The sequence below is a fragment of the Streptomyces halobius genome, assembly GCF_023277745.1.
GTDB classification, from domain to species: Bacteria; Actinomycetota; Actinomycetes; order Streptomycetales; family Streptomycetaceae; genus Streptomyces; species Streptomyces halobius.
In genome coordinates this window covers 7,300,842-7,319,123 of record NZ_CP086322.1, presented here as the reverse complement: position 1 = coordinate 7,319,123, position 18,282 = coordinate 7,300,842, and the positions used below count along the sequence as shown (strand labels likewise).

General features: G+C 70.6%; 13 protein-coding genes and 2 pseudogenes. 6 read left to right on the top strand and 9 right to left on the bottom strand.

All coding sequences use genetic code 11. The annotated features are described in order from the left end of the window. Positions 1-17 precede the first annotated feature (17 nt). The 3 genes from uvrA to K9S39_RS33120 all read right to left on the bottom strand — a co-directional run bounded on the left by uvrA (position 18) and on the right by K9S39_RS33120 (position 4,592). Positions 18-3,131 (bottom strand): excinuclease ABC subunit UvrA, encoded by a 3,114-nt coding sequence (gene uvrA, locus K9S39_RS33130; RefSeq protein ID WP_248867001.1) that lies wholly within the window; start codon positions 3,129-3,131, stop codon positions 18-20. A 283-nt stretch (positions 3,132-3,414) separates the two neighbouring features. Beyond that, positions 3,415-3,600, bottom strand: a complete 186-nt coding sequence (locus K9S39_RS33125) for a hypothetical protein (RefSeq protein WP_248867000.1) — start codon at positions 3,598-3,600, stop codon at positions 3,415-3,417. A 254-nt stretch (positions 3,601-3,854) separates the two neighbouring features. Further along, positions 3,855-4,592: a TetR/AcrR family transcriptional regulator gene (locus K9S39_RS33120; RefSeq protein ID WP_248866999.1), complete on the bottom strand. Its 738-nt coding sequence runs from the start codon at positions 4,590-4,592 to the stop codon at positions 3,855-3,857. On the opposite strand from K9S39_RS33120, the pseudogene K9S39_RS33115 reads away from it, so the two are divergent. The 3 genes and pseudogenes from K9S39_RS33115 to K9S39_RS33105 form a co-directional block, all read left to right on the top strand. After that, a pseudogene (locus K9S39_RS33115) lies at positions 4,586-5,992 on the top strand (FAD-dependent monooxygenase); the annotation flags it as partial. The gene K9S39_RS33120 and the pseudogene K9S39_RS33115 overlap by 7 nt on opposite strands. Before the next feature lie 305 nt (positions 5,993-6,297). Beyond that, positions 6,298-7,023, top strand: coding sequence for a maleylpyruvate isomerase family mycothiol-dependent enzyme (locus K9S39_RS33110; RefSeq protein ID WP_248866998.1), 726 nt, complete (start codon positions 6,298-6,300; stop codon positions 7,021-7,023). A gap of 12 nt (positions 7,024-7,035) precedes the next feature. After that, positions 7,036-7,692, top strand: coding sequence for an MBL fold metallo-hydrolase (locus K9S39_RS33105; protein ID WP_248869072.1), 657 nt, complete (start codon positions 7,036-7,038; stop codon positions 7,690-7,692). Between the two features lie 103 nt (positions 7,693-7,795). Here K9S39_RS33105 and K9S39_RS33100 read toward each other — a convergent pair whose 3' ends face one another. From K9S39_RS33100 to uvrB, 4 genes are all read right to left on the bottom strand, one after another. Then, positions 7,796-8,800, bottom strand: coding sequence for a TerC family protein (locus K9S39_RS33100; protein WP_248866997.1), 1,005 nt, complete (start codon positions 8,798-8,800; stop codon positions 7,796-7,798). Positions 8,801-9,085: 285 nt separating this feature from the next. Then, a complete protein-coding gene (locus tag K9S39_RS33095) occupies positions 9,086-11,086 on the bottom strand; it encodes a TerD family protein (RefSeq protein ID WP_248866996.1) in 2,001 nt (666 codons plus the stop codon). A gap of 105 nt (positions 11,087-11,191) precedes the next feature. Next, positions 11,192-11,770 carry a TerD family protein gene (locus K9S39_RS33090; protein ID WP_248866995.1) on the bottom strand — a complete coding sequence of 193 codons (579 nt, stop codon included), beginning with the start codon at positions 11,768-11,770 and terminating at the stop codon, positions 11,192-11,194. Between the two features lie 214 nt (positions 11,771-11,984). Then, a complete protein-coding gene (uvrB, locus tag K9S39_RS33085) occupies positions 11,985-14,126 on the bottom strand; it encodes an excinuclease ABC subunit UvrB (RefSeq protein ID WP_248866994.1) in 2,142 nt (713 codons plus the stop codon). A 714-nt stretch (positions 14,127-14,840) separates the two neighbouring features. On the opposite strand from uvrB, the gene K9S39_RS33080 reads away from it, so the two are divergent. The 3 genes and pseudogenes from K9S39_RS33080 (at position 14,841) to K9S39_RS33070 (ending at position 17,024) form a co-directional block, all read left to right on the top strand. Further along, positions 14,841-15,725 carry a glycerophosphodiester phosphodiesterase gene (locus tag K9S39_RS33080; protein ID WP_248866993.1) on the top strand — a complete coding sequence of 295 codons (885 nt, stop codon included), beginning with the start codon at positions 14,841-14,843 and terminating at the stop codon, positions 15,723-15,725. A gap of 87 nt (positions 15,726-15,812) precedes the next feature. Next, the gene (locus K9S39_RS33075) at positions 15,813-16,424 is read left to right on the top strand and encodes a methylated-DNA--[protein]-cysteine S-methyltransferase (protein WP_248866992.1); all 612 of its coding nucleotides are present in this window, start codon (positions 15,813-15,815) and stop codon (positions 16,422-16,424) included. 67 nt (positions 16,425-16,491) lie between these two features. Beyond that, a pseudogene (locus tag K9S39_RS33070) lies at positions 16,492-17,024 on the top strand (DUF1697 domain-containing protein). Between the two features lie 330 nt (positions 17,025-17,354). Here K9S39_RS33070 and K9S39_RS33065 read toward each other — a convergent pair. Both K9S39_RS33065 and K9S39_RS33060 read right to left on the bottom strand, forming a co-directional pair. Further along, positions 17,355-17,993 carry a nucleoside/nucleotide kinase family protein gene (locus K9S39_RS33065; RefSeq protein ID WP_248869071.1) on the bottom strand — a complete coding sequence of 213 codons (639 nt, stop codon included), beginning with the start codon at positions 17,991-17,993 and terminating at the stop codon, positions 17,355-17,357. A 92-nt stretch (positions 17,994-18,085) separates the two neighbouring features. After that, positions 18,086-18,265, bottom strand: a complete 180-nt coding sequence (locus tag K9S39_RS33060; protein WP_248869248.1) for a hypothetical protein — start codon at positions 18,263-18,265, stop codon at positions 18,086-18,088. Positions 18,266-18,282 lie beyond the last annotated feature (17 nt).

Genomic DNA, 18,282 nt, shown 5'->3' with positions numbered 1-18,282 from the left:
GCCGCCCCTCGGACGCGTCAGGTCGCCCGACGGGCCCGCGTCGCCGTCTTCTTCGCGGCGGCCTTCTTCGTCAGAGCCTTGGTCGCGGTCTCCTTGGCTGCCGTCTTCTTGGCTGCCGTCCGGGCCGTGGCCGTCTTCACCGCATTCGACTTCGCCGCGACCGTCTTCGCCGACGCGTTCTTGGCCGCCGTCTTCTTGGCCGGCCGCTTCGCCGTCGCGATCTTCTTCACCGGGTTCCCCGGCCCTGGATTCCCGGGCCCCGGATTCCCCGACGGCGCGGCATCGCTGACCCGGTCGCCGAGGATCTCCCGCAGGAACTTGCCGGTGTGGCTGGCCGGGACCGCCGCGACCTCCTCGGGCGTCCCCTCGGCGACGATCAGTCCGCCGCCGCTGCCGCCCTCCGGACCCAGGTCGACGACCCAGTCGGCCGTCTTGATCACTTCGAGGTTGTGCTCGATGACGATCACCGAGTTGCCCTTGTCGACCAGCCCGGACAGCACCGCGATCAGCTTGCTGATGTCCTCGAAGTGCAGACCGGTGGTCGGCTCGTCCAGGACATAGACCGTACGGCCCGTCGACCGCTTCTGGAGCTCGCTCGCCAGCTTCACGCGCTGCGCCTCGCCGCCGGAGAGCGTCGGTGCGGGCTGGCCGAGGCGGACGTACCCCAGGCCGACCTCGTCGAGCGTCTTCAGATGCCGGGAGATGGTCGGCACCGCCTCGAAGAAGTGCAGCGCCTCCTCGATGGGCATGTCCAGCACCTCGGCGATGGACTTGCCCTTGTAGTGCACCTCCAGCGTCTCCCGGTTGTAGCGCGCGCCATGGCAGACCTCGCACGGCACGTACACATCCGGCAGGAAGTTCATCTCGATCTTGATGGTGCCGTCGCCGGAGCAGTTCTCGCAGCGGCCGCCCTTGACGTTGAAGGAGAAGCGGCCCGGCAGATAGCCGCGGACCTTGGCCTCCATCGTCTCCGCGAACAGCTTGCGGACGTGGTCGAAGACTCCTGTGTACGTCGCCGGGTTGGAGCGCGGGGTCCGGCCGATCGGCGACTGGTCGACATGGACGACCTTGTCCACCAGATCGTCGCCGTCCACCCGGGTGTGCCGGCCGGGCACCGTCTTGGCGCCCTGCAGCTCGCGCGCCAAGTGGGTGTAGAGGATGTCGTTGACCAGCGTCGACTTGCCGGATCCGGAGACGCCGGTGACGGCGGTCAGCACTCCGAGGGGGAAGGAGGCGTCGATGTCCTGGAGGTTGTTCTCCTTCGCGCCGCGCACCGTCAGCTGCCGGCCCGGGGCGGCGGGGCGGCGCATGGCGGGCATCGGGATGGCTCGCTTGCCGGACAGATACTGGCCGGTGACGGAATCCTTGTTGGCCAGCAGCTCGGCCAGCGGGCCGCTGTGGACGACCTTGCCGCCGTGCTCGCCGGCGCCGGGGCCGATGTCCACGACCCAGTCGGAGGTCTTGATCGTGTCCTCGTCGTGCTCGACCACGATCAGGGTGTTGCCGAGGTCGCGCAGCCGGACCAGGGTCTCGATCAGCCGGTGGTTGTCGCGCTGGTGCAGGCCGATGGACGGCTCGTCCAAAACGTAGAGCACGCCCACCAGGCCGGAGCCGATCTGGGTGGCGAGTCGGATGCGCTGGGCCTCGCCGCCGGAGAGAGTGCCTGCGGCGCGGTTCAGCGAGAGGTAGTCCAGGCCGACGTCGACCAGGAACCTCAGCCGTTCGTTGACCTCCTTGAGGACCCGCTCGGCGATCTTCCTCTCGCGGGCGTTGAGCGTCATTTCGCGCAGGAAGTCGGCGCAGTCGCTGATCGACATGGCCGCGACCTCGGCGATGGACTTCCCCTGGACCGTGACGGCGAGCACGATCGGCTTGAGCCGGGTGCCGTCACAGGTCGGGCAGGGCACCTCGCGCATATAGCCCTCGAAGCGCTCCCGGCTGCTGTCGCTCTCCGCCTCGCTGTGCCGCCGCTTGACGAACGGCACGGCGCCCTCGAAGGGAGTGGTGTACGCCCGCTGGCGGCCGTAGCGGTTGCGATAGCGGACCTCGATCTGGGTCTTGTGGCCGTGCAGCAGTGCCTTCTTGGCGCGCTGCGGCAGCCCGGCCCACGGGATGTCCGTACGGAAGCCGAGGGCGTCCGCCAGGGCGCCGACCAGGCGGCCGAAGTAGTCCTTGGTGTGGCCGTGCGACCAGGGGTGGATGGCGCCCTCGTCGAGGCTGCGCTCCTCGTCGGGAACGATCAGCTCGGGGTCGACCTCCATGCGGGTACCGATGCCGGTGCACTCCGGGCAGGCGCCAAAGGGCGAGTTGAAGGAGAAGGAGCGGGGCTCCAGCTCCTCGAAGGACAGGTCGTCGTAGGCGCAGTACAGATGCTCCGAATACATCCGCTCGCGCTGCGGGTCGTCCGCGTCCAGGTCGACGAAGTCGAGAATGACCATGCCGCCGGAGAGCCCGAGCGCGGTCTCGACGGAGTCGGTGAGCCGGCGTTTGGCGGACTCCTTGACCGTGAGGCGGTCGACGACCACCTCGATGGTGTGCTTCTCCTGCTTCTTCAGCTTGGGCGGCTCGGCGAGCTGAACGGTCTCGCCGTCGACCCGGGCCCGGCTGTAGCCCTTGGCCTGGAGGTCGGAGAAGAGGTCGACGAATTCGCCCTTGCGCTCGCGCACCAGCGGGGACAGCACCTGGAAGCGGCTGCCCTCGGGGAGCTCCAGCACCTTGTCGACGATCGCCTGCGGCGACTGCCGGGCGATCGGCCGCCCGCACTCGGGGCAGTGCGGCTTGCCGATGCGGGCGAAGAGCAGCCGGAGGTAGTCGTAGACCTCGGTGATCGTGCCGACCGTCGAGCGCGGGTTGCGCGAGGTGGACTTCTGGTCGATCGATACCGCCGGGGACAGGCCCTCGATGAAATCGACATCGGGCTTGTCCATCTGCCCGAGGAACTGCCGGGCGTAGGAGGAGAGCGACTCGACATAGCGCCGCTGCCCCTCGGCGAAGATCGTGTCGAAGGCGAGCGAGGACTTGCCCGACCCGGAGAGCCCCGTGAAGACGATGAGGGAGTCGCGGGGGAGGTCGAGCGAGACGTTGCGGAGGTTGTGCTCGCGAGCGCCACGGACGATGAGACGGTCGGCCACGCCGGTCGGCACCTTTCTGGGAAGAGGGGCGGGAGCCGCGGCTCTGCGTCCGCCGCTCGGTGAGTGAGCAGAGGCGGCGGAGCGACGAGCGGAGCCCCCGCCCCAGGGTATGGGGACCGCCGCGGCACTGTCTGAGTGATGCCATAGACGAGCCTATAGCACGCGTATTCGATTTACGGGCCTGGCAAGCCCTGTTCACCCAAACGTGTCGTCGGCCCGCAACCTTCCCGCCCCAGCCCACTCACCCACGCCGCCACCGAAGACGGCGGCGACGTGGCCGAGGCTAGCGCTCCTCGTCGCCGGTGTCCGCCGCCGCGTCCCCGTGTGACGTGTCAGCCGCAGCGGGGGCCTGGTCAGCGCCGTCCTCGGCCTTCGCCTCCTTCTCGCGGCGCTTGCGCGCCAGCTCCGCGGCCATCTTCTCGGAAGCCAGCCGCATCTCGACTTCCGCCTTGTCCTCGAATTTCTGCACCGCTACCTCCAGAGCCTCGTGACAACCCGACGCCTCCCGACGTGTCCGGACGCACTGCCCCTCCCGCGCCACACCGGACGCGACGCGCCGGCTGACTTCTCACCCGCTTCTGTCAGTGCTTCCCGCCTCGTCCGGGCTCACCCGCCGAGGCTGCCGAGGAGGTCACCTGCGGTTGCTCACGTCCCCCCTCACCAGGCTAGTGCGCGCCGTCGCGCACCACCCGGCGCACTTCCCGTACGCCAACGCTCGCCCCGTCATCCCCCGCCCGACAGCGCCCGCTCCAGCGCGTCGAAGGTCCGCTCCAGCACCGCCGCCTGCTCGACGGCCACCTCGTCCACCGGGTCACCCGCGAGCAGCCGGGCCGCGGCGCCCGCGTAGGCGACCCGGTACGCCGCGACGATCAGCGCCGCGGCCAGCCCGGGATCACCGGCGTCACCGCGGCGCGCCCCGGCATCGTCCCCGGCCGCCTTCGCGAGCAGCCCGGCCAGCACGCCCTCGATCTCCTCCACCGCCTCGCGCCCCCTCGCGCGCAGCGCCGGCGACTCCAGCACCGTCCGCCAGAAGTAGGTGAAGTCCTCCCTCACCCCCGCCAGCGGATGCCGCTGCGCCAGCAGGTCCAGCGCGAGCCGGCGTAGCGCGGCGAGCGGCGACTCGTCCGCCCCGCGCTCCCGGATCGCGTGCGTGATCAGCTCCTGACCCTCGGGAATCCGGTCGAGGAAGAGGTCTTCCTTGCGCGGGAAGTAGTTGAAGACCGTCATCGTGGAGACCTCGGCAGCGCGCGCCACCTCGGCGACGGTGACGTTGTCGAAGCCGCGCTCGATGAAGAGCAGCGTCGCCTCACCGGAGATCCGCTGGCGGGTCTGCAGCTTCTTCCGCTCGCGCAGCGTCAGCCGGCTGTCGTCCACCGCGTAACCGGTCTCCGCCCACACACGACCGGCGCCGCCCTTCCGGCCCTCGGCCCGCCCCTTGCCGTCCCGCGTCTCCTCTGCCATACCTGGCGGAGGCGCAGCGGGGCGCCATCGAGAAGTTCAGCTCGTTCCTGCGGCAGCGGCGCGCGGCGGGCGCCTCGGGGGTGCGGCAGCCGCCCAAGTTCGCCGGGCACTTCGCGGGCATCATGCTGCGCGGCGACCTGCTGGACGAGTCCGACCCGGACTTCGCCGAGGCCGGACCGGCCGGCGACGTCGGCCTGGTGCCGCAGGCAGCCCTCGAAAGGCTGCTCGCCGCCCGCGCCGCCGCACTGGGCGTCGCCCTGCGCCGCGGTGCGCACCTGACCGGCTTCGACGCCGACGAGGACGGCGTGACCGCGCACACCTCGGACGGCTCGCTGCGCGCCGGCTGGCTGGTGGGCTGCGACGGCGGGCGCAGCACGGTTCGCCGGCTCGCCGGGTTCCCGTTCCCCGGGACGGATCCCGAGATCACCGGCCACCAGGCCGTCGTGGAGATGACCGGCGCCGACGCCCTGGGTGCCGGCTGGAACTGGACGGCCACCGGGACGTACGTCCACGGCCCGATGCCCGGCCGGATCCTGACCGTGGAGTTCGACGGACCGCCCGCCGACCGCCAAGCACCCGTCACCGCCGAGGAGTTGCAGACCTCGCTGCGGAAGGTCTCAGGCGTGCCGGACGTCACGATCACCAAGGTGCACTCCGCGACCCGCTTCACGGACAACGCCCGCCAAGTGCCCGGCTACCGGGCGGGGCGGGTACTGCTGGCCGGTGACGCGGCGCATGTGCACTCGCCCTTCGGCGGCCAGGGGCTGAACCTCGGCATCGGCGACGCGACGAACCTGGGCTGGAAACTGGCCGCGACGGTGCACGGCTGGGCACCCGAGGGGCTGCTGGACACCTACACGGCCGAGCGGCACCCCATCGGCGCGTGGGTGCTGGAGTGGACCCGGGCCCAGGTGGCGCTGATGCGGCCGGAGTCGCATACCCGCGCGCTCCGCGGTGTGCTCGCCGAACTGACGGAGACGGTCACCGCCACCACCTTCTTCGCCAAGAAGATCTCCGGCGTCTGGCAGCGCTACGACCTGCCCGGCGACCATCCGCTCACCGGGCACAGCGCCCCCGACCTCGTCCTGTCCGACGGCAGCAGACTCGGGGACCAACTGCAGGGAGAGCAGGGGCTGTTGCTCGATCTTGCCGACGATCCCGATCTGCGCAAGCGCGCCGAGGGCTACGGCGATCGGGTGCGGCTGGTCACCGCCGCCTGCCCGGAGCGGCCCGGCCTGGGCGGCCTCTTGGTACGCCCCGACGGGTACACGGCCTGGGCGGCGGACATACGGGACGGCGCGCCCGCCGGCCCCGTAGCGGCTTCCCCCGCCGACGCGACGACCGCGCTGGACGAGCTGGACGCCTCGCTGCGCCGGTGGTTCGGGACGCCCTCCCCCTAGGACTCCGACGATCCCCCACTCTCGGCTTCTCCCCAGTCTCGGTTCCTCCCCCGCTCTCGGCTTCTCCCCACTCCCGGCTCCGCTCGACCGGGGCCCCCATTACGGGGGGGGACCCCACCGTCCAGGGCCCTCCACCGCGGCGAGCTGAGCGGCCCGGGGACGCGGCAGCCCGGGGGCCGCGGGCTGCGCACGCGAGCCCCTCAGGCCCCGGTGCGCGCCATCCGCCCCTTGCGCACCACCCGCGTACGCCCCGGATAGCCGCCCACCGACTCCCGAACTCGCCGTCGCGGCGCTAGCGTCGGACCATGACCTTCACCCCGCCAGACTTCCCGCACGATGTGGCCGCCGTCCGCGAGGCCACCGACCGGCTCCTCATCTCGGTGGCCAAGCTGGACGATGCGGCGATCGGTGAACCGTCGCTGCTCCCGGACTGGACCCGCGGTCATGTCCTGGCCCATCTCGCGCGTAACGCGGACGCCCTGGTCAACCTGCTCACCTGGGCGCGTACCGATGTGCCGGCGCCGATGTACGCCAGCGCCGCGGCCCGCGACGGCGATATCGCCCGGGACGCCGACCGCCCGCTGGCCGAGCATCTGGCAGACCTGCGGCAGAGCGCCGAGCGCTTCGACGCGGTGGTGGAGGCGCTGCCGGAGGAGCGCCGGGCGTATGAGGTGGAGATGCGCAACGGTGTCATCGAGCGGGCCGACCGGCTGCCGCTGCGGCGGCTGGCCGAGGTCGAGCTGCACCACGTCGATCTCGGCGTCGGCTACACCGTCGACGAGCTGCCGGCCGCGTTCCTCGACAGCGAGCTGACGTTCCTGTCCACGGTGAAGTTCGCCGGGCACCCGGACCTGCCCGCCCTGGAGCTGCGTACGGACGACGGGCGGAAGTGGCGTACCGGGGCGGGCAGCGGGGCCACCCTTGTGGTGTCGGGTCCGGCGGCGGCCCTGGTCGGCTGGCTGACCGGCCGCGGCGACGGCGGCGAACTCGACACTTCCGGCTCCGCGCTGCCCGACGTCCCGCCGCTTTAAGGTGATCCCATGATGGCCTACAGCGGAGTAGTGAAGGTCGGCGGACCGGCCGACGTGCACGAGCTGACCGACCTGATGATCTCGAAGGTCGCGGTCGGTCCCATGAACAACAACGCCTATCTGCTGCGGTGCCGCGCGACGGACGAGCAGCTGCTGATCGACGCGGCCGCCGAACCGCACACCCTTCTCACCCTGATCGGCGACAGCGGCATCGCATCCGTCGTCACCACGCACCGGCACGGTGACCACTGGGGCGCGTTGCGCGAGGTCGTCGACGCGACGGGCGCGCGAACCTACGCGGGGCGGTACGACGCCGAGGGCATCCCCGTCCCCACGGACGTCCTGGTCGGCGACGGCGACACCATCACCGTCGGCCGGGTCGGACTGACGGCACGTCACCTGGTCGGCCACACGCCGGGCAGCATCGCGCTGATCTACGACGACCCGCACGGCGCCCCGCATCTGTTCACCGGGGACTGCCTCTTCCCCGGAGGTGTCGGCAACACCTGGGGCGACGCAGCGAGCTTCGCCAGCCTGATCGACGGCGTGCAGAGCAAGCTCTTCGACCAACTGGCCGACGAGACCTGGGTCTATCCGGGCCACGGCAACGACACCACGCTCGGCGCCGAGCGCCCGCATCTCGCGGAGTGGCGCGAGCGCGGCTGGTAGCGCGTACGGGACGGCGGCCCGCCGCTGTGCGTACGGGCCGCCTGTGCGCACGGGCCGCCGTCAGGGGTACGCCAGGGTGCGGCAAGGTGCCGCACCGAGGGCATCAGGCGTCGACACTGTCCTTGTCCTTGGTGAGCTCCGTGAGCTCCGGGGCCTCCGCCGCGGCCTGCTTTCTGGAGGCGCGCAGGCTGGTGAGCGTCGTGACGACGAGGACCGAGCAGATGACGCCCAACGAGACCGGAATACTGATCTCCGGAACGCTGACTCCGGACTCGTGCAGGGCGTGCAGCACCAGCTTCACCCCGATGAAGCCCAGGATGACCGACAGCCCGTAGGAGAGGTGGACCAGCTTCTTCAGCAGGCCGCCGATCAGGAAGTAGAGCTGACGCAGTCCCATCAGGGCGAAGGCGTTGGCGGTGAAGACGATGTACGGGTCCTGGGTGAGACCGAAGATCGCCGGAATGGAGTCCAGCGCGAAAAGGACATCGGTGGTGCCGATCGCCAGCATGACGATCAGCATCGGGGTCATCAGCCGCTTGCCGTTCTCGACGACGAACAGCTTGGTGCCGTGGTATTTGTCGGTCGACGGAAAACGCTTCTCGACCATTTTCAGGAAGCGGTTCTCCTCGAATTCCTCGTCCTCCGCCTCGGCCCGCGCTTCCTTGATGAGCTTCCACGCGGTCCAGACAAGAAAAGCTCCGAAGATGTAGAACACCCAGGAGAAGTTGGCGATGATCGCGGCGCCCGCACCGATGAAGCCGGCCCGCAGCACCAGCGCGATCAGTACACCGACCATCAGCACACGCTGCTGGTAGACCGCCGGGACCGCGAACTTGCTCATGATGAGGACGAAGACGAAGAGGTTGTCGACGCTCAACGACTTCTCGGTGATGAAGCCCGCGAAGAATTCACCGGCCGGTGCGCCGCCGCCGAACAGCAGCAACCCGAGTCCGAAGAGCGCGGCAAGCGCGATCCAGACACCGGTCCAGATTCCGGCTTCTTTGAGAGAGACCTCGTGTGGTTTACGTCCTCCGATAAAGAAATCGGCGGCTATGAGGGCACACAGACCGAGAATGGTCAGCACCCACAGGGTCAGGGAAACGTCCACTGCTCCTCCGGCAGAGTCGTACGGCACTCACAGCGTCGTCGCTGCCGGAGGTCTCTTCCGCCCGCGTGTATGGCGGGCCGGCGCCCCGGGATCTCGTGAAGTCAGCAATCCGTGATGACGGGTACGCCGCAGTAGGAATACTCCCCTCCGCACAGAGAAGAGTAAAGGAACGCCAAGTGATAGTAAAGAAAAAGGTAAAACTGCAGGTCGGAGTGGGTGAGGGAAAAGTTCGGTCCCGGTGGCCGTTGCCCGGGGCGCTCGGCGAGATCCGGGCGCCCCGGGACGTCAGCGGCGGGCCTCGGCGAGCCGGCCCAGGACCTGATGCACCACCTGGCTGCCCTTCGGGACGAGTGGCGGCTCATACGTCCAGGCATGCCCGACCCAGGGGTCGGCGAGATGCGCGTCGGGCACCGGCGTGATCCGCAGCAGGGAGCGCCACAGCGGGTCCAGGACCGGGCCGTACTCCTGGCTCTGGGCGCGGTCGGCGACCATCATCAGATGCACGCCGACCGACGGGCCTTCATCGGCCAGATAGCGAAGCTGGGTGAGGGCTCGGTCGTCGAAGCCGTGCGGGAAGTCATGCACGATCAGCAGCTGATCCGCGGTGTCGATGTCCGGTGGCAGTGAGTCGGCGGCGCGGTTGCGCACGGCCATCTGGACGAGATCCACCCGCCGGGTCAGCGCCTCCAGGACCGTGGCCACGCCCGCGGCCCCGGACGGTGGGGCCTCGCGCAGGGCGCCGGTCTCCAGCAGCGGGGCGAGCGCCGGGCCCGCGGTCCCGCCCGGGTCGATGACCTGGACCGCGAAGTCGCCCGGCGGGTGGACGGCGAGCATCCGGGCGGCGATGGCGACGGCCGTCTCCATGGCGAGCCGGCCGAGCTCGGCCGCGTTCGACGTGCCGTCCGTGAGCGCGCTGCCCAACTCCCGGCGGCCGTACTCCCGACTGGGCTCCGGACCGGCGCCCGACACATAGGAGCCAGGCCCGCTGTCGATCCACAACCCGCGCTCCAAGGGGAGCCGTACGAGCATGGGGATGCGCAGATCCAGCACCTCCGGGAGATGCAGATCGCCCAGGCGCAGCGCCATCGGGCGCTCCAGCGGGACGTGGTAGCCCTGCCAGACGGGGTTGTCCCAGCGGGCGAGGGCGGGCGGCAGCGCGGGCTCCACGACATCCGCCTCGGCCGTGAGCTGTGCGAGATCGCGGTCGAGGGCGGCGCGGGCCTGCGCGACGAGAGAGGCGTGCTTGTCGCGGGCGGTGGCACGGGCGACATCGGCGGCCGTGCCGAGGCGGTCGCGCGGGTCGCCGAGGGCCTTGTCGAGCTCCTGTTCCAGCCGGGACTCGGCGAAGTCGGAGGCGCTGCGGTAGGCCGCGACCGAACGGGCCAAGTCCTCGAACATGCCCCAGACCTGGTTGTAGAGCCGTTCCTCCATGCTCCACCCGGAGGCGTCACCGGCCACCGGCGCCGGGGAGCCGTCGGCCGCGGATCCTCCGGCGGGGGCGTTCGCGGCCGCCCTGGCGGGGGTCGGCTTGGGTGTGGTGCGGCGTTTGGGGTGCCGGTAGTCGATGGGGCCACCGTTCGAGGGGGCGGCGGACTCCGGGGAGTCCTTGGCGGATCCGTCCGTGGTGCCCGGGGTGTCCGCCTGAGCGGGGCGGCCCGGGGCGGCCCCGGTCGCCGCGCCCGTACCGGGCCGCTCGGAACGGGCCGCCGCCACAGGGGCGGGCACCGCGCGTGCGTGCCCGAGGCTGACCGCTTCCTCGATCTCCGCGGCCAGCTCCGTCGCCTGCGGCAGACCCTGATCGCGCAGCATCGCGACGAGGCCGTCGGCGTATCCCTGGCCCACGGCGCGCACCTTCCAGGCGCCCCGCCTGCGGTACAGCTCCACGGCGACGACGGCGGTCTCGGCGCCCAGCCCGGTGATGGTGTAACCGGCGATGCCGGTGCCGTCGAGGCCGGTGACCGCGACGGAGGGCGCGGCGGCCGCGCCGAAACGGGTCAGCCCGCCGATGCCGGTGGGCAGCGCCAGCAGCACGCTCACCCGGTGCACGGCCTCGGACAGCGCGTCGAGGTCCACCGCGATGCGGTGCTCGGCGGCGGCCTGGCGGGGAACCTCGACACCGGTACGCCGAGGCGCCCCCGGATGGGCGACGGCCTCGGTGCCCGACAGCCTGCCCTGCTCGTCGCCGAGGGTGACCCCGGCCATGACGGGCCCGCCCGCCGCGACCCTGATCTCCACTCGGGTCCGGTCCAGTGGATGGTTCTGCCCCCGGACGAGCTCGGCCGTCATCGAACTTCCCCCTTGTTGTCGTACGTACCGGCCGGGCGACGGGCACGCCGCCCGGAATGCGGCGGCCGCGCGGCCCGGTGCGCGCTGCCGCTACGGTGTGCCGGCTTACAGGTAGGGCACCATGGCCGGCACGACGTCCTGGAACGTGCGGCCGTTGGAGGGCTGGCCGATGGCGGTCATCGACCAGCCGTCGCCCACGCGGTGCACCTTGGACATGATCTGCGCGGTGTAGTTGCCGCCGCCCGTCAGGGTGTAGCGGGCCAGCTCCTGGCCGTTGGTCTCGTCGACCAGACGGCAGAAGGCGTCCTGTACCTCGGCGAAGCTCTGACCGGTGAACGAGTTGACGGTGAACACGATCTGGTCGATGTGCACCGGCACCCGCGCCAGGTCGACCAGGATCGCCTCGTCGTCGCCGCCCTGACCCGCGCCGCCGACCAGGTTGTCGCCGGTGTGCCGGACCGAGCCGTCGTCGCTGATCAGATGCTGGAAGAAGACGACGTCGATGGGCTTCTTGTCGGCGAACAGCACCGCCGAGGCGTCGAGGTCGATCTCCTGGGTACGCCGCCCGAACAGGCCACGGCGCGGCGCCGAGCGCCACCCCAGCCCCATCCGTACCGCGGTCAGCGTCCCTCCGTCGGACTTCTGCAGGCTGATGCCCTGTCCCTTGGACAAATTGACCGACACGCGCCGTCCCCTCTCTGCACTGCCCTGAAACTGTCCCCGCCCGCCGTTTGGGCGACCCTCTCGACCCTACGCACCACGGTGGACCGACGACGCATCAGCCCCGCTGTTTGTGGCGTTTCTGCAACACTCCGGCCGCCCGACGTGCGGCGGAACCCTCGCCGGGGTGATGGGCACCGTCCGCTGGACGCTTCGCCGGACACCCGCTCCCCGCCCGCTATCTCACCCCGGCCTCCTTCATCTGCCGCAGCTCCTTCTTCAGCTCACTCACCTCGTCACGCAGCCGGGCGGCGACCTCGAACTGCAGCTCGGCCGCGGCGGCCCGCATCCGCTCCGTCATCTCCTCGATCAGCTCGGCCAGTTCGGCGGCGGGACGGTCCGTCAGGGGCGCGCCGGCCTTGGCGCCCTTGCCCTTCGCCGCCTGCGCACCGAGCGCCGGGACCGGCGCCTTGCCCTTGGCCCCCTTGTCTCCCTTGGCCTCCGGCGCCTTCCGGAAGCCCGTGCCCAGCAGCTCCTCGGTATCGACCTCCTCGCGGGCGATCGTCGCGACGATGTCGCCGATCTTCTTACGGAGCGGCTGCGGGTCGATGCCGTTCTCCTTGTTGTACGCGAGCTGCTTCTCCCGGCGGCGGTTGGTCTCCTCGATGGCCTTCTCCATCGCCGGGGTGACCTTGTCGGCGTACATATGGACCTGACCGGAGACATTGCGCGCGGCACGCCCGATCGTCTGGATCAGGGCGGAACCGGACCGGAGGAAGCCCTCCTTGTCGGCGTCCAGAATCGCCACCAAGGAGACCTCGGGGAGGTCGAGGCCCTCCCGCAGCAGGTTGATGCCCACCAGGACGTCGTACTCGCCCGACCGCAGCTCGCGCAGCAGCTCCACACGCCGCAGGGTGTCCACATCGCTGTGCAGATAGCGGACCTGGATACCGAGCTCCAGGAAGTAGTCGGTGAGGTCCTCGGCCATCTTCTTGGTGAGGGTGGTGACCAGGACCCGCTCGTCCTTCTCCGTACGCGTCCGGATCTCGTGCACCAGATCGTCGATCTGCCCCTCCGTGGGCTTGACGACCACCCCAGGGTCGACCAGGCCGGTCGGGCGGATGATCTGCTCCACGAACCCGTCGCTCCGGGAGAGCTCGTACGGGCCGGGGGTCGCGGAGAGATAGACGGTCTGACCGATGCGCTCCAGGAACTCCTCCCACTTCAGCGGTCGGTTGTCCAGGGCGGACGGCAGCCGGAAGCCGTGGTCGACCAGGGTGCGCTTGCGCGAGGCGTCGCCCTCGTACATGGCGCCGATCTGCGGGACGGTGACATGCGACTCGTCGACGACCAGGAGGAAGTCCTCCGGGAAGTAGTCGATGAGGGTGTGGGGCGCGGACCCGGGCTCGCGGCCGTCCATGTGCATCGAGTAGTTCTCGATGCCCGAGCAGGAGCCGATCTGCCGCATCATCTCGATGTCGTAGGTGGTGCGCATCCGCAGCCGCTGGGCCTCCAGCTGCTTGCCCTGCTTCTCCAGCGTCGCGAGACGATCCGCCAGCTCGGCCTCGATCCCGGCGATGGCGCGCTCCATCCGCTCCGGGCCGGCGATGTAGTGGCTGGCCGGGAAGACATACAGCTCCTGGTCGTCGCTGATCACCTCGCCGGTGAGCGGGTGGAGCGTGGACAGCGCCTCGATCTCGTCGCCGAACATCTCGATGCGGACGGCCAGCTCCTCATAGACCGGGAAGATCTCGACGGTGTCGCCGCGGACGCGGAACGTACCGCGGGTGAACGCCACGTCGTTACGGGTGTACTGGATGTCGACGAAGCGGCGCAGCAGCTCGTCACGGTCGAACTCGTCACCGACCCTCAGCGGCACCATCCGGTCGACGTACTCCTGCGGAGTACCGAGGCCGTAGATGCAGGACACGGACGCGACCACGACGACGTCGCGCCGGGTGAGCAGCGAGTTCGTCGCGGAGTGGCGCAGCCGTTCGACCTCCTCGTTGATGGAGGAGTCCTTCTCGATGTACGTATCGGACTGCGGGACGTACGCCTCGGGCTGGTAGTAGTCGTAGTAGGAGACGAAGTATTCGACGGCGTTATGGGGCAGCAGCTCACGGAATTCATTGGCGAGCTGGGCCGCGAGGGTTTTGTTGGGCGCCATGACGAGTGTCGGCCGCTGCAGCTTCTCGATCATCCAGGCGGTGGTCGCCGACTTGCCGGTGCCGGTCGCACCCAGCAGAACGACATCCTTCTCACCACCGCGGATGCGCTGCTCCAGCTCGGCGATGGCCGCCGGCTGGTCGCCACTGGGCTGGTAGGGGCTGACGACCTCGAAAGGCGCCACCGTGCGTTCGATCTTCGATACGGGCCGCATGGCATCCACCGTACGACCCCCCACTGACAACCGGCGGCAGAGCTGCTCCGACCAGCGGCTTCGCTGAGAGCTCGGAGGCGGCGGGCACCGCGCGGCGGCCGTCGGCCGCCACTCGCCGGACACGGCCGCGGCCCGGAGACCGGTTCCGGCGCCGGCTCCGCCCGCTCGGGCTCGCCGGGCGGGCGGACCCCTCGGCCCGGGTGCCCCGGCCGACGGCCGGTGGACGTCCCCCCGGGAGCTCACTCGGGCCCCTCGGGAGCCCCTTCGGGCTCCTCTCTTCGTCCCGTGTTCCGGTGCCTCCGTTCCGGTGCCTCGTGTTTCCCACGCCTCCCCTTCCGCAGGCTCCCGTTCCAGGACTGCCGTGACGTCACCGTGTGCTCGCCCGCCGCCAATAGCGCCTTCCCACATCATCCGCAACACCAAAACCGGTCAGAAGGCCGATGGGTGACGCCCCGTCGGCCGAGATGCGCGGATGCCGTGGCTCCGGCAAGTTGGACGACGTCGGGGCGTACGTCTGTCGCACGGCCATTCCGGGCACCCTGCAACGACGGCGCTCAAACACGTATCACCGGCCACTTCTCGTTCAACATCTGTCCATCGCAGGCCCACCTGCCGCTCGGGCCCGGCTGCGAGCCTCTGCCTGTCCGACGCCCGTCCGACCCGGTTCCCGTCGCTTCACGTCAGCTCACGTTCTCGACGTCACGAGGAGTCCGTATGCGTATTCGCCCCGTCGCCACCGTCGTCGTCGGTGCGCTCCTGGGTCTGTCCGCGCTCGCCCCCTCCGCAACCGCGAGCCAGGCCGCGACCAGCGGGCACAGAACGGTGACGGTCGCCCACCGCGGCGCCTCGGCCTACGCGCCCGAGAACACCCTCGCCGCTGTCGACGCGGCCCACGAGCTGGGGTTCCCCTGGGTCGAGAACGACGTCCAGCGCACCAAGGACGGGGAGCTGGTCATCCTCCACGACAACTCGCTCGCCCGGACGACCGATGTCGAGCAGGTGTTCCCGGACCGCTCGCCCTGGAACGTCGCGGACTTCACCCTCGACGAGATCAAGAAGCTGGACGCGGGCAGCTGGTTCGGACCGGAGTTCAAGGGTGAGCATGTGCCCACCCTTGAGGCGTACCTGGAGCGGGTCGAGCACAACGGCCAGAAACTGCTGATGGAGCTGAAGTCGCCGGAGCTCTACCCGGGGATCGAGCTGCAGACTCTCTCCGAGCTGCACCGCGCGGGCTGGCTGGGCAAGAGCCATGTCAAGCGCCGTCTGATCATCCAGAGCTTCAACGCCGACGCCCTCAAGAACGTCCACGGCCTGCGGCGGGACATCAAGACGGGCTTCCTGGGCAAACCGTCGCTCGCCGACCTCCCCAAGTACGCGGAGTACTGCGACCAGATCAATCCTCACCACAAGGCGGTCACCCATGAGTACGTCGAGGCCGTGCACGGGCTGAAGGGTCCGCACCGGCGCCCGATGGAGCTCTACACCTGGACCGTCGACGACGGTCCGACGGCGGTGAAGGTCGCCGGCCTGGGCGTCGACGGCATCATCACCAACAAGCCGGACGTGGTACGCGACGCGCTGGAGGGCCGCGACGACTGAGGTCGCGGCCGACGCCGAGCGGGTACGGGCGGGTCCGTCCGGCCCGCTCGGCGTCGCATTGTCAGTGGTGGGTCCTACGCTGATCACGTGACGAATACAGAGCGGGATCCAGAGCGGGACGCGGCGCCGGTGCCACCGGCGGACGCGGAGCCGGACGCAGGACACGCGCGCTCGCGCGACTGGGGCTGGACGCGGCTGGAGACCCCCGTCGGGCCCCTGCTGCTCGCCACGACCCGGGAGGGCCTGGCCGAGGTCGTCTTCCATGCCGACAGCCCGACGACCCGGCGCGCGCTGAGCCGTCTGGAGCAGTTCTTCGGCTCGGCACCGCGCCCGGAGATACCCCATCTGGAGACGGCGGCCGCCGAACTCACCGCCTATTTCGCCGGCGGGCTGCGCGTCTTCGCCGTCCCCCTGGACTGGTCGCTGACCTCCGGATTCAACGCCCGGGTCCTGCGTGCCCTGGCCGACGGCGTCCCGTACGGCAGTGTCGTCGGCTACCAGGACCTCGCCGACCGGGTCGGGGAGCCGGGGTCCGCCCGCGCAGTGGGCGCGGCGATGGGCTCCAACCCGCTCCCGGTCGTCGTCCCCTGCCATCGCGTCGTGGCGAGCGACGGCGGAATCGGCGGCTTCAACGGCGGTCTGGAGACCAAGCGACAGCTGCTGGCGCTCGAAGGTGTCCTTCCTTCGCCCCTGTTCTGAACGCTTCCCGGTTCCTCGTCCCCGTCGGCGTACGGCACCTACGAATGGCAGTGCCACGTCCCGTCAGATCGCTCTGCTCCGCGGCATCAACGTCGGAGGCCATCACTCCTTCCCCAAGGCGCGGCAGCTCGCGCCGGCCGAGTCCCTGGGCTTCAGGGAAGTCTCCGTCCTGCTGCACAGCGGCAATATCGTCTTCGCCGACCCCGGTACGGCGCCGGAGGAGACCGCCCGAGCCATCGAGGAGCGAATCTCCGCCGAGCCGGGGCTGTCGGTGCCGGTGATCGTCCGTACCCGCGACGAGCTGAGCGCCGCCGTCGCCGCGAATCCCTTTCCGCAGGCCGCACCGGAGCCCAGGAGCCTGCATGTCACGTTCCTGTCGGCGGTGCCGGCCGACACCGCCGGGCTGGACGCGCTCGATCCCGCCGCGTTCGCACCGGATACCGGTTTCGGCTGATCGGCCGTGAGCTGTATCTGTGGTACCCCAACGGCATCGGCCGTTCCAAGCTCGCCGACGCGGTGAGCCGCGCCCCGCTCGGGGTGACGGCCACCGGCCGCAACTGGAACACCGTCACCAAGCTCCTGGCCCAGGCGGACACCTGACGGCCCGGCGGGCCTGGGCCCGCGCCGGCCGTGGCCGGGCGCGGCACCAGCACCGGCGGGTCCTTGCCACGGCCGTCGTTCTCCTCTTGACAACCTCTGCCCCTTGCGAGGGGCAAAGTCCCATCCGTGCCGGAGTGCGGCACGGTGGGGGTTGACGCTTCACAGCCTGCCCCACGGCTAGGGCTCCACGTCCTGACACCCCAATGTCCTGGGGCGTGGCGTCGTCGGCTTGGTTATCGCCTCCGCCGCTTGTGAGAACGCAGCGCAAGCTCGCCTCTTCGCGGCTCGCAGCGGGGGTCGCGGGCCGCAGGGCCCGTCCGGTGCGGGCTTTCAGTCCGGTCCGCTCCATGCCGGGCGGCGGGGATCATCGGCCCGTACGACGACATCCGCGGCCTCCTCCGGCCGCGTCTCGTCCTCGTAGCGCGCGAAGGCGGGCAGCGTCCAGCGCTCGTCCTCCGGGGTACGGCGGGCGAGAGCGGCCGACGACAGCTTCAGGTGAACGGAGAGATCGAAGGGAAACCCATGACCGAGCAGCAGGGGACCGTGCAGCAACAGCACGCCGCCGGGGGGCAGTTCCACGTATGGGCTGCGCGTCGCCCGGTCCGCCACCGGATCCCACAGATCCGGGAGCACCCGCCCGGAGCCGCCCGGATCCAGCGGCTGGAACACCTCGCGCCACAGGGCCCGCCGGTCGAACCACTCGTCGTGGAAGGCGTCCGGATCCCGGCGGCCGTATTCCAGCCGCAGGGAGGCGGGGCGCAGAAAGCCGTACGCGCGGGCCTTGTGCACCGCCCGCCCCCGCATCCGCAGCGCCTCGGCGAGCCGCTCCGCCAGGGCGTCGGGGGCGGCGGCGGGAGCCCCGTCGACGGCCACCCGCAGCCACGGGCTCCCGTCCTTCGCCGTCATCGCGGCAATGTGCTCGGCGAGCGCGTCGGCCAGCCGTTCCCAGGTGATCGCTTCGAGCCGCACCCCGCCATTCTGCCCCGCCGCGCGGCGTACGGCGCGGAGGGGGTCGGCCGGGAAGTGGCCCGCCCGGTGTGCGGTGTACGTGCAACCGGAGATCACACAGACTGGATCACCGGGCCGTGCTGCGCTCCACCGCTGATGGTGTTGTGCACCTCGCCCACCCGTCCCCGGCCGCTCTCCGGCGCCAGTTCGTCCAGCAGGGCCCGCAGTTCGGCCGCAGCGGCCGGGTCCTGGCCGAGCAGACGACGCGGCCACAGCGGCCATGCGGCGGTCACCCCGTCACCCGTCCTCG